The organism is Kitasatospora sp. NPDC057223 (assembly GCF_042669755.1).
Lineage (GTDB): Bacteria > Actinomycetota > Actinomycetes > Streptomycetales > Streptomycetaceae > Kitasatospora.
Genome location: NZ_JBHUWW010000118.1, coordinates 18919 through 29944, shown reverse-complemented (window position 1 = coordinate 29944; position 11026 = coordinate 18919). Strand labels below are relative to the sequence as shown.

The window sequence follows — 11026 nt, the reverse complement described above, 5'->3', positions numbered from 1 at the left end:
CGGTGATCCGGCCGCGGGCCCCGCTTCGTGCAGATCGGTCAGTACAGGTCAGCCGGTGCGGCTCAGGAGGCGGTGGCCACCGCTGCGCCGACCGTCACCGGGGTGACCTCGACCAGGCCGGTCTCGCCGAACGTGAGCTTGCAGGTGTCGGCACGGTAGGTGGAGACCGCGAGCGCCACCAGCCGGCCGCCGGAGGCGTACTGGCTGGTCACGACGAGGACGGGGGTGCCCGGCGGGCGCTCCAGCAGGGTCGCCTCCTGCGCCTCGGCCACGCCGAGTTCGACCGAGCGGGACTCGCCCTCGACCTCCAGCCGCTCCAGGTGCCGCAGGACGGACCGGGCCCGGTCGTTCTCCGCCCGGAAGCCCGGCAGGTGCGGCAGCGCGGACGACGGCACGTGCAGCGACTCGCCGGCCACCGTCTGCCCCTGCACCATCCGCACCCGGCGGACGGTGTGGACGGTCTCGGTCTCCGGGATACCGAAGGCCTGCGCGAGCTGCGGCGTCGCCGGCGCGCTGGTGCAGTCGACGGTGCGCCAGGCCTGGTTGCGGGCGGTGCCCGGCCAGCCCTCCTCGCGACGGCTGACCGGCACGCCGACCCGGGGGGCGGCGATCAGGGTGCCGATACCGCGGCGGCGGACCAGCCGGCCCTCCAGCTCCAGCTGGTCGAGGGCCTGGCGCAGCGTCGCCCGGGCCACGCCGAAGCGGGCCGAGAGGTCGCGCTCGTTGGGCAGGACCTGGCCGGTGGAGAACTCCGTGTCGATGGCGCGAAGCAGCACTGTGCGCAGGTGCCAGTACTTCGGCTCCGGTACTGCCGCGAGCTGTCCTGTCGTGCCCACTTTGTCCTCCACCCGGCCTGAAGGGACGTGGGCCGGCTCCTACCCGGTGTTGCGGCAGGTGGGAGAGCGGGCTTTATCCGTCCTTCTTTATTAAAGGTCTTTGCAGTAAGTGACAGTAGGGGGTGGGCCGGGAGATGGTCAAGACCAATGCAGAGGCTTGCTACGGCCGAATCACGGATTCATGCCGCGTTCATGAAGTGAACGTCCGCGACATGCCGCGGGCGCTCCCGCCCGGCTGGCCGACGGCACCCCCGGCGCTCGGTAGGCTGCCTGGGTGATCGTGGTGACGAGTGTGAATGTGAACGGGATCCGGGCCGCCGCCAAGAAGGGGTTCCTGGAGTGGCTCAATGCCACCGAGGCGGACGTGATCTGCCTCCAGGAGGTGCGCTCCGAGCACGGACAGCTGCCTGCGGAGCTCAGGGAGCTGCCCGGCTGGCACGCCCTGTGGGCACCGGCCGCGGCCAAGGGCCGGGCCGGGGTGGCCGTGCTCTCGCGGGCGGAGCCGGAGCGTACCGTCATCGGTTTCGGGTCGGATGAATTCGACAATTCGGGCAGATATGCCGAAATTGACCTCCCGGGTCTGACCGTCGCCAGTCTCTACCTTCCGTCGGGTGAGGTCGGCACCGAACGCCAGGAGGAGAAGGAACGCTTCATGGCCGAGTTCCTGGTCCACCTGGACCAGCTGCGCAAACGCGCCGCCGAGGACGGCCGGGAGGTACTGGTCTGCGGCGACTGGAACATCGCCCACCGCCCCGAGGACCTCAAGAACTGGAAGGCCAACCAGAAGGCCGCCGGCTTCCTCCCGGAGGAGCGCGCCTGGCTCACCCGCGTCTTCGACGAGGCCGGCTACGTGGACGTCGTCCGCAGCCTGCACCCCGACAGCACCGGCCCGTACTCCTGGTGGTCCTACCGGGGCCGCGCCTTCGACAACGACTCCGGCTGGCGGATCGACCTCCAGGTCGCGACACCGGGGCTGGCCGCACGGGCCACCCGCGCGGTGACCGAGCGGGCCGCGACCCACGCCGAGCGGTGGTCCGACCACGCGCCCGTCACCGTCACCTACACCGACCGGGACTAGGCACGTCCTCGAACTCCCTCCTGCCGGCCGCCGCCTGGGCACGCGCCTAGGCGGCGGATTCGCGCCGGACCAGCCGGGTGGGCAGGAGCAGCGGGGTCGGGTTCTCGCCCGCGATGAGGGCGAGGAGCATTCGCGTCATCTCCCGGCCGAGGGCCTGGATGGGCTGGTGGATCGTCGTGAGCGGCGGGTCGGAGACCTCGGCGACCGGCAGGTCGTCGAATCCGACGACGGCGACGTCACCGGGCACCGCGCGGCCGGCCCGGCGCAGCGCCCGCAGCGCGCCCGCGGCCATGTTGTCGTTGGCGGCGAAGACGGCGTCCGTGTCCGGGTGGCGGGTCAGCAGGGCGTTCATGGCGGTGATCCCGCCGAGTTCGGTGAAGTCGCCGGACTCCTCGCCGTGGGGGGTGAGCCCGGCCAGGGTGAGGGCCTCGCGGTAGCCGCGGTGGCGGGAGCGGCTGACGTCGGTGTCCAGCGGGCCGGTGATCATCGCGATGCGGGTGCGGCCGAGTGAGACCAGGTGCTCGGTGGCGGCCCGGGCCCCTCCGACGTTGTCGACGTCCACGAAGGAGGGGACGTCCTGCCCCAGGGGCCGGCCGCCGAACACGGCCGGGATGTCCGCCTCCAGGGCGAGCCGGGTCAGCGGGTCGCCCTCGCGCAGCGCCATCAGCATGACGCCGTCGACGGCGCGGGTGTGCAGCAGTTGCTGCACGCGCAGCTGTCCCCGGGCGGAGGTGGCCAGGCAGAGCATCAGGTGGAGATCGGTCTCCTCCAGCACGGTGGCGGCGCCGGCGACGACCTGGCCGAAGAACGGGTCGGCGAAGACCGCGGGGTCGTCGCCGGCGATGATCAGGGCCACCGCGCCCGCCTGCTGCGTCGCCAGTGCCCGGGCGGTGGGGTTGGGCACGTAGCCGAGCTCCCTGATCGCGCGCTGGACGGCCTCGCGCTTGTCCCGGCTGACGTGCGGTGCGTTGTTGAGCACCCTCGACGCGGCGGTGCGGGAGACTCCCGCGCGCTCGGCCACCTCGTCCAGTGTCGGCCGTCGGCGCGTCGATTCGTCTGTCACGGCATCTCTCCCCGTTCTCGGTACCTCAGGAGGGTAGCCTCCTCGACCCGTCCGACCGGAACAGGACTGGAAGCGCTTCCGGAATGAAACAGTATCCGGCTTCGACATCCGCGGGAAGAGCAAGTTGCGACAGTGCTCTTGACACAGTCCTGAGAACGGATCCACGATTGCCGAGCAGCGACGGGTGGCTGCGACGAAGACTGGAAGCGCTTCCAAGCGGAAGTGCTTCCGGTCACCGTCGCTCGGCCACCGGAACGCTTCGGCGGTCAGCCCGGGAGCTGAACGCCGGCCGACCGCGATGCCCCCGGCCACCCGCACCGTCGTACACCTCGCTCCTCGTCGGACCGCCGTCCTCACACGGCCGTACGGCGATCCCCCCACCGAGAAGAGGCCCTCATGCGCAGGCCCACCCGTCTGATCGCAGCGATCCTGTTCGCCCTCCCGCTGGCACTCGCGGCTCCCACCGCCGCACACGCGGACCCCGTGTCCAGCACCAACGGCTTCTACGTCGACCCCAACTCCGGCGCCGCCGCCTGGGTGGCCGCCAACCCGGGCGACGGACGCACCGCCGCCATCAAGGCCTCCATCGCCACCAAGCCGATGGCCCGCTGGTTCGGCAACTGGAGCGGCACCATCGGCACGGCCACCGGTGCCTACGTCGGCGCGGCCCAGGCCGCGGGCAAGCTGCCCGTCCTGGTCGCCTACAACATCCCGGACCGCGACATCTGCGGCGGCCAGTCGGCCGGCGGCGCGGGCTCCGCCGCCGCCTACGACACCTGGATCGCGGCCTTCGCGAGCGGCATCGGCAGCCGTCCCGCCGTCGTCATCCTGGAACCCGACGCGCTCGGCGACCAGAGCTGCATGACGTCCGCCCAGATCTCCAGCCGCAACGCCATGCTCAACAACGCCATCACGCAGTTCAACAGCAAGGCCCCCAACACCTGGGTCTACCTGGACGCCGGGAACCCCGGCTGGATCAGCTCGTCCACGATGGCCCAGCACCTCGACGCCGCAGGCCTGAAGCGCACCCACGGCTTCTCCCTGAACGTCTCCAACTACTACACCACCGCTCAGAACACGTCCTACGCCGGTGCGGTCAACTCGACCCTGCAGGGCTCCTACGGCTACACCCGGCCCTTCACGGTCGACACCAGCCGCAACGGCAACGGCTCGAACGGCGCCTGGTGCAACCCCGCCGGCCGGAAGACCGGCACTCCCGGTCAGCTCGGCGGCGGAGCCGAGATGCTGCTGTGGATCAAGGCTCCGGGCGAGTCGGACGGCAACTGCGGCGTAGGAGCCGGCTCGGCGGCCGGGCAGTTCCTCCCCGAGGTCGCCTACAAGATGATCTACGGCTACTGAGCCCCGCCCGCGGCTGAAGGCCGCAGCAGCCCGCACGCGCCACCGGACCCGGCGAAGGCGCACGGCCCGCTCGCCGTGCCGTGCGCCTTCCGTCACCACCATCCACCACATCCGAGGAACCCGATGACACCCCGTCTGCCCAGAACCGTGCTCCCCGCCGCAGCCGTCGTACTGACGCTCGGGCTCGCCGCACCCGCGATGGCCGCTCCCGCACCGTCGCCGGCGGCAGCAGGCCACACCCTGCCCGCCGACACCCGCTTCTACGTCGACCCCGGCAGCGACGCCGCCCACCAGGCCGTCACCGACCTGAAGAACCACGACCTGGCCGGCGCCGTCACGATGGCGAAGCTGGCGAGCTGGCCGGAGGCCACCTGGTTCACCGACGGCACTCCCGCCGAGGTGCGGAGCAAGGTCGAGAAGCTGATGCGGGACGCCAGGCGTACCGGTACCGTCCCGACGCTCGTGGCCTACAACATCCCACTGCGCGACTGCTCGCTGTACTCGGCCGGCGGCGCGCAGTCCGACGCCGAGTACCAGGCGTGGATCAAGGCCTTCGCCCAGGGCATCGGCAACGGCAAGGCCGTCGTCGTGCTGGAACCGGACGGGCTCGCCAACCTGCCCTCCGACTGCGGCCCCGCCTCCGATCCCACCGGTGCCCTCACCACCGGCCGGATCGCCGACCTCAACGCCGCCATCGACGCCCTCGAAGGGCAGCCGGGCACCTCCGTGTACCTGGACGCGGGCAACAGCCACTGGAAGAGCGTCGGCGACATCGCCCAGCGCCTGATCCAGGCCGGGGTGGCCCGCACCCAGGGGTTCTCGCTCAACGTCTCCAACAACCTGGCCACCGACCTGAACACGCACTACGGCACCTGGGTCTCCAACTGCCTCTGGTTCGCCACCAAGGGCCCGGCCTGGGCGAACGGGCACGCCGACTGGTGTGCCGGGCAGTACTACTCCCCCACCGCCCCGAACGACGGACAGCCCGGCAACTCGGTGAACCCGGACGACCCCAGCACCTGGCACTGGACCGACGAGTGGTTCCGGCAGAACGCCGGGACCCCGCCCACCGACCAGCTCACCCACTTCGTCGTCGACACCAGCCGCAACGGCCGCGGCGCATGGACCGCACCCGAGGGCAAGTACGCCGGCGACCCGCAGACCTGGTGCAACGCGCCCGGCCGCGGCATCGGCGCCCGGCCCACCGCCGACACCGGTGTGCCGCTGGTGGACGCCTACCTCTGGGTCAAGACGGTCGGCCAGTCCGACGGCCAGTGCAACCGCAGCATCCCCGGCGGCACCGTCGACCCCGAGTACGGGATCGTGGACCCGGCCGCCGGAGCGTGGTGGCCCGAGCAGGCGCAGTCCCTCGTCCAGAACGCCGTACCGGCCCTGACGTTCAACCTCAACCTGCGCTGAGCGCGGCCGGGGCCGGTGGTGGGGGCATACGCCGCCCCACCCCCGGCCCCGGCGCCGTCCTACTGCTCGACGAGCAGGGCGCCTCGCAGGTCCTTCAGGACGCGGGTGAGGATCCGGGAGATGTGCATCTGGGACAGCCCGAGGCGCTCGCCGATCTGCGACTGGGTCATCTCGGCGCCGAAGCGCATGGAGAGGATCGCGCGCTCGCGCTCGGGGAGGGCGGCGATGAGGGGCTTGAGGCTCTCCAGGTGCAGGACTGCGTCGAAGCCCTTCTCCTCCACCGCGAACCGCTCGGTGAGGCCGGCGCCGGCGTCCTCGTCGTCGGAGGGCATGTCCAGGGAGTGCGCGCTGTAGGCCTCCGCGGCCTTGAGGCCCTCGACGACGTCCTGCTCGTCCATCGACAGGTGCCGCGCGAGCTCCCGGGGCGTGGGCGCGCGGTCCAGGGTCTGCTGGAGGTCGTCGGAGGCCTTGGCCAGGGTGAGGCGCAGTTCCTGCATCCGGCGCGGGACGTGGACCATCCAGGAGGTGTCGCGGAAGAAGCGCTTGATCTCGCCGGTGATGGTGGGCAGCGCGAAGGTGTTGAACTCGTACTCCATGGTGGGGTCGAAGCGGTCGATGGCCTTGATCAGGCCGACCGTTCCGACCTGGAGGATGTCCTCCATCGGCTCGCTGCGGTGGGAGAAGCGCCGGGCCGCGAACTTCACGAGCATCATGTTCAGCTCGACGAGGGTGCCGCGGACGTAGGAGTACTCCCGGGTGCCCTCCTCCAGCTGCCGCAGCCGCAGGAAGAGGTCCCTGGAGAGGGCACGGGCGTCGCTCGCGGTGACCTCGGAGGGATGTCCGACCGGGTGCGGAGCGGTCACCGGGGCCGCGGGGAGGGCTTCCTCGGTGACGTGTTCGGCGGGGACGACGGTCGCCGCCAGCTCCTGAAGGACGGTCATGAGGATCACTCTCCCTGTTCGGCGATGTGGCGCTCGGGGCGCCGCCACCGTGCTACCCGGTAACCCGGACACCATGCGCGCCCGGTGCACAAGTGGCTGGTATGTGGCTTTTGCGATCATCGCAGACCGGCTCGTCGCCCGGACGGGCGGGGTCAGGTGCCACCGGTCGGCTTCGGGTCGCCGGTGCGCCGGCGCAGTTCCTCGTTGAGGCGCAGGGCCTCTGAGCCGGCCCTCGAGGAGGATGACGCGGCAGGCGGCGGGAGAAACGGCGGTGGCCGCCCTCCGAGGGCAGTGGTCGGGCCGGTAACGCGTGGAGGGGCCCCGGGGCCATGGCGGCTCCGAGGCCCCGAAGGGATGCATCATCACCATCTGCCGGCCGGAGCCGGCCTCCTCGTGTGTCCGCACCACCCCGGGCAAAGGGGCGTGCGCGGATCGCGCAGGCGTTCACGAGACAGCGACCCGGGACGACCACCGGCGACCACCGGCGACCGGTCCGGCACGGGCCGGCCGTCAGGCCGCCGAGTACCAGACCTGCGCGCCCGTACCGTTGCAGGTCCACAGGTCCAACGGGACACCCGGAACGGCCGTGGACTGCGGATCGTCCAGGCACTTGCCGGACGCCGGGTTCTGCAGGTAACCGGTGGGTGCCAGCAGCCACTTCTGCGCGGCCGCCCCCGAGCACGGCGCGAGCAGGACCGTGCTTCCGTTGGTGCCGGCGGTGCCGGCGTCCAGGCAGGCGCCGGTGGACACCCGCAGGGTGCCGTCGTTGACGAGCTGCCAGTTCTGCGGCGGGGTGGGGCTGGTGCTGCAGGTGTGGAGGCTGACGGAGCCGGCGTTCTCGACCCCGCCGCTCAGGCAGTAGTTGGTCGTCCTGTTGATGAAGGAACTCCAGATCGGCTGCCCGCCGTACGGGTGGCGCCAGTCCTGTCCGCTCGCACCGCACGTCCACAGGATCAACTGGGTGCCGTTGACGGCCGAGGCCCCGGGGTCGGCCAGGCAGAGTCCGGACTGCGGGTTCTGCAGGCCCTTGCCGTTCGGGGTCCACACCTGGGACCCGGTGCCGTTGCACGGGTAGAGCTGGACGGGCGTCCCGTCGGTGAGCCCGCCGCCGGAGACGTCGAGGCACTTCCCGAGCGCCTTGACGGTGCCGTCGTTGCCGGCCGTCCAGGTCTGGCCCGGTGTGGTGGAGCAGTCCCAGATGTCCGCGGGCAGGATGTAGCCGGCGGGGTCGGGCGCGTTGTTCCCCGCGTCCAGGCACTTGCCGGGGATGCCCGACGTGACGTTGCCCGTCGGGAGGCCGGCGGCGGGCTGGTAGGAGAACGACGTGGTCGCCAACCCCGCACCACCGTTCCATATCTCGAACCCCGCCTGGACGGAGCAGAGTTCGCCGTTCGCGGGGACGAATCCGTGCACCACCGCGTCGGTGGTGACCGTGCGCAGGTTCAGGTCGTAGACCGAGTCGGTGGGACTGGACATCAGGTAGCTGATCACCTGCTTGCCCGAGACCGCGTCCTGGTACTGGTAGACCTGGTACGCCCGGCCCCCGAGGGTGACCTGCCGGGCCGGTGTGCCGCCCAGCGGCACCGGGCCGCCCTTCCGGTTGAGCCAGATCATCAGCTCGTGCCCGGTCGTCGGGCCGCAGCCCGCGGCGGTGTCCGCGTACCAGAGGTCGTACGCCGTGTTGTACTGCCCGGCGACGCCGGTGGTGGTCCGCCAACTCGTCAGCGTGTCACCCATCGTGGCGACCGGCATCGGGAGTTCGCCGGCCCGCGGGAGGTAGGCGATGCGGGTGTAGGCCCCGGGCGCCCCGGGCCTGGTGTTCGTCGCGTTCGCGAGCGCGCTGGAGGTGACCGTGAAGTTCGCACCGCCGTCGCTGCTCATGCACAGCTCGGCGGCGGAGTTCCACTCGTCGGGCATGATCTGGTAGCGGCCGCCGCCCACGGTCGCCGAGCCGAACGGCCCGTTGGCGGACGTGCAGAGCGATACCGCCGGGTCGGCCGACGCGGCCCCGGCCAGTGCGCCCTCCAGGCCGCTGAGCAGCGCGAGCGTCAGGACGACGGACCGCGCCCGGCGCCAGAACGAGCGGTGGGTACGGAGTCCCGTACCTGGAGAGTGGTGATGGTGCGTCAAGTCTGTTCCCCCTGGAAGTGACGGTGCGGTTGCCCGACCAGGTCGAACTGTAGTACGAGGCAAGCAAGGGGCGGGCCCCGGGACACAAGCCCCGGGGCCCGCCCCGCACCGCCCCGCACCGCCCTTCGTACCGTCGGCTAGCGAGCGGCGCCGAGCCAGTCCTCGTAGTGCGTGGGGGCGAGGCGCGCGCCCGGCCCCGGGACCAGGACATCGCCCTTGACGGCGGCGAACATCCCCGCCTGCTCGTCGGTGACGACGGTGCGGCCGTCCCCCCGGACCGACAGGGTGAGGCGGCCGAGCTCGTCCAGGGGGAACACGTCCGGACCGGCCACGTCGAGCGTGGCGTTGAGCGGCGGGCCGGTGACGACCCCGGCCAGGGCGTCGACGACGTCGGCCGCCGCGATGGGCCGCAGAGGCGTGGAGGGCAGCCGGACGGTGGTGTCGTCGGAGGTCCAGGACAGGACGGCGTCCATGAACTCGAAGAACTGGGTGACCCGGACGATCGACCAACCGGTGGCTCCGCTCCGCAGCAGCTCCTCCTGGAGGGTCTTGGCCCGGTAGTAGTCCAGCTGCGGCACCTGGTCGACCCCGACGATGGAGAGGACGACCTGGTGGCGGACGCCCGCGCGCCCGGCCGCCGACAGCAGGTGCCCCATGGTCGTGCGGAAGAAGGCCGGGGAGGCCTCGTCGAAGGTCGGGGAGTTCGTCACGTTGACGACCGCGTCCGCGCCTTCGAGGGCCTGGTCGAGACCCGCGCCGGTCAGCAGGTCGACTCCGGTCGACAGGGACGCGGCGACCACCTCGTGCCCGGATTCGCGGAGTTTCGGGACGAGCTGGGAACCGATCAGTCCGGTGCCCCCGATGACCGAGATCTTCATGATCGCGCCTTTCGTGAACCGAGTGCCCGAGTGCCCGAGTGCCCGAGTGCCCGAGTGCCCGAGTGCCCGACTGCCCGAGTACCTCAGTGCCCGAGTATGCGAACCCGGGTGCCCGGGCCGACGGGAAACTCGGATAGGTGATGTCCGAGATTCTACTCGGATAGGCTTTGTCCGGGTCAAATGGAGGCGTCATGAAACTGTCCGGTGGCGTGGAGTGGGCGCTGCACTGCTGCGTGGTGCTGACGACGGCGACCGAGCCGGTCCCGGCCGCCCGGCTGGCGGAGCTGCACGACGTCTCCCCCAGCTACCTGGCCAAGCAGATGCAGGCCCTGTCCCGGGCGGGGCTGGTGGAGTCGGTGCAGGGGAAGACCGGCGGGTACGTGCTGACGCGGGCCGCCTCGGAGATCACCGTCCTGGACGTGGTGCAGGCGGTCGACGGGGCGGCGCCCGCGTTCGTGTGCACGGAGATCCGCCGGCGGGGGCCGCTCGGGACGCCTCCGGAGGACTGCACGAAGCCCTGCCCCATCGCACGCGTGATGGGCGCCGCCGAGGCCTCGTGGCGGGCCTCGCTCCGCGGCGTCTCCATAGCGGATCTCGTCGACTCGGCGGAGCGGGACAACGGGCCCGAGGCGCTGCCGAGGATCGGTGCATGGCTCAACCCGGCGGCGGGCCCCGGAAGCTGAGCGGACCGCGCGCGGCCGGCCCGCCTGCGGCAGCCGCAGGCGGGCCGTCGCCCCACGGTCCGTACGGTCCGGTCCGTACGGGGGCGGCGTCAGTAGACCAGGATGTCCCAGTGGCTGCCCTCGTTGCAGTACAGGTTGCCCGAGGCCGCCTGCCACTGCGGGTAGCCGTCGCCCCGGTAGCCGATGTAGGTGAAGCTGTTCTGGACGTAGCCGTCGATGCAGGAGTTGCGGGAGATGTCGACCTTGTAGCCGTTGTAGTGGCTGTAGGTTCCGGCGGCGTGGCCCACCTCGGTGCCGCCGGTGATGTTGATGGCGCAGCCGCTGGACTGCTTGAGGGTGATGATCGTGCTCACCGTGCCGGAGTTGATCTGCTCGAACGAGGTGCAGGTGGAGTTGGACCTGGTGGTGCAGCCGCCGCTGGAGCTCCAGGTGATCCCGGCGCTCCTGAACTGGGCGGCGGCCGTCGACTGCGACACCTTGGTGCCGCTGGCGCCGGCCGTGGGCGCCGAGACGGCGAGCCCGGCCATGGCCAGGGCGACGACGGTGACTGCGATGCGGGGCTTCATCTGCTCTCCCGGTGAGGACGGTGGACCTCGGAATGGGACCTCCCCGCCCGTCGACGCCCGGCTCCCCTGCCCC

The 11026-nt window shown here is 71.5% G+C and carries 10 protein-coding genes; 4 read left to right on the top strand and 6 right to left on the bottom strand.

The genetic code is table 11. From position 1 onward, the window contains the following. Positions 1-62: 62 nt before the first annotated feature. The gene (locus tag ACFUK0_RS31040) at positions 63-836 is read right to left on the bottom strand and encodes a GntR family transcriptional regulator (RefSeq protein WP_380255801.1); all 774 of its coding nucleotides are present in this window, start codon (positions 834-836) and stop codon (positions 63-65) included. A gap of 274 nt (positions 837-1110) precedes the next feature. On the opposite strand from ACFUK0_RS31040, the gene ACFUK0_RS31035 reads away from it, so the two are divergent. After that, complete coding sequence (locus tag ACFUK0_RS31035; RefSeq protein ID WP_380255800.1) at positions 1111-1914, top strand: exodeoxyribonuclease III; 804 nt, start codon at positions 1111-1113, stop codon at positions 1912-1914. A gap of 46 nt (positions 1915-1960) precedes the next feature. Here ACFUK0_RS31035 and ACFUK0_RS31030 read toward each other — a convergent pair whose 3' ends face one another. Next, positions 1961-2977, bottom strand: coding sequence for a LacI family DNA-binding transcriptional regulator (locus tag ACFUK0_RS31030; protein WP_380255799.1), 1017 nt, complete (start codon positions 2975-2977; stop codon positions 1961-1963). Between the two features lie 396 nt (positions 2978-3373). Between ACFUK0_RS31030 and ACFUK0_RS31025 the strand changes: the two genes are divergently transcribed. Together ACFUK0_RS31025 and ACFUK0_RS31020 are read left to right on the top strand one after the other, a co-directional pair. Continuing rightward, the gene (locus ACFUK0_RS31025) at positions 3374-4336 is read left to right on the top strand and encodes a glycoside hydrolase family 6 protein (RefSeq protein ID WP_380255798.1); all 963 of its coding nucleotides are present in this window, start codon (positions 3374-3376) and stop codon (positions 4334-4336) included. A gap of 123 nt (positions 4337-4459) precedes the next feature. Further along, the gene (locus ACFUK0_RS31020; protein ID WP_380255797.1) at positions 4460-5755 is read left to right on the top strand and encodes a glycoside hydrolase family 6 protein; all 1296 of its coding nucleotides are present in this window, start codon (positions 4460-4462) and stop codon (positions 5753-5755) included. Between the two features lie 59 nt (positions 5756-5814). On the opposite strand, the gene ACFUK0_RS31015 is transcribed toward ACFUK0_RS31020, so the two are convergent. From ACFUK0_RS31015 to ACFUK0_RS31005, 3 genes are all read right to left on the bottom strand, one after another. Next, positions 5815-6696 (bottom strand): SigB/SigF/SigG family RNA polymerase sigma factor, encoded by an 882-nt coding sequence (locus tag ACFUK0_RS31015; RefSeq protein ID WP_380255796.1) that lies wholly within the window; start codon positions 6694-6696, stop codon positions 5815-5817. A gap of 510 nt (positions 6697-7206) precedes the next feature. After that, complete coding sequence (locus ACFUK0_RS31010) at positions 7207-8826, bottom strand: ricin-type beta-trefoil lectin domain protein (RefSeq protein ID WP_380255795.1); 1620 nt, start codon at positions 8824-8826, stop codon at positions 7207-7209. A gap of 137 nt (positions 8827-8963) precedes the next feature. Then, entirely contained in the window at positions 8964-9704 is a 741-nt protein-coding gene (locus ACFUK0_RS31005; RefSeq protein ID WP_380255794.1) for an SDR family oxidoreductase, read from the bottom strand. Positions 9705-9895: 191 nt separating this feature from the next. Between ACFUK0_RS31005 and ACFUK0_RS31000 the strand changes: the two genes are divergently transcribed. Next, positions 9896-10387, top strand: coding sequence for an RrF2 family transcriptional regulator (locus tag ACFUK0_RS31000; RefSeq protein ID WP_380255793.1), 492 nt, complete (start codon positions 9896-9898; stop codon positions 10385-10387). An 89-nt stretch (positions 10388-10476) separates the two neighbouring features. On the opposite strand, the gene ACFUK0_RS30995 is transcribed toward ACFUK0_RS31000, so the two are convergent. Further along, entirely contained in the window at positions 10477-10953 is a 477-nt protein-coding gene (locus tag ACFUK0_RS30995) for a hypothetical protein (RefSeq protein WP_380255792.1), read from the bottom strand. Positions 10954-11026: the final 73 nt, after the last annotated feature.

Coding starts and splice junctions, on each gene's coding strand:
- ACFUK0_RS31025 (WP_380255798.1), top strand. CDS start 3,374: ATGCGCAGGCCCACCCGTCTGATCGCAGCGATCCTGTTCGCCCTCCCG.
- ACFUK0_RS31020 (WP_380255797.1), top strand. CDS start 4,460: ATGACACCCCGTCTGCCCAGAACCGTGCTCCCCGCCGCAGCCGTCGTA.
- ACFUK0_RS31015 (WP_380255796.1), bottom strand. CDS start 6,696: ATGACCGTCCTTCAGGAGCTGGCGGCGACCGTCGTCCCCGCCGAACAC.
- ACFUK0_RS31005 (WP_380255794.1), bottom strand. CDS start 9,704: ATGAAGATCTCGGTCATCGGGGGCACCGGACTGATCGGTTCCCAGCTC.
- ACFUK0_RS31000 (WP_380255793.1), top strand. CDS start 9,896: ATGAAACTGTCCGGTGGCGTGGAGTGGGCGCTGCACTGCTGCGTGGTG.
- ACFUK0_RS30995 (WP_380255792.1), bottom strand. CDS start 10,953: ATGAAGCCCCGCATCGCAGTCACCGTCGTCGCCCTGGCCATGGCCGGG.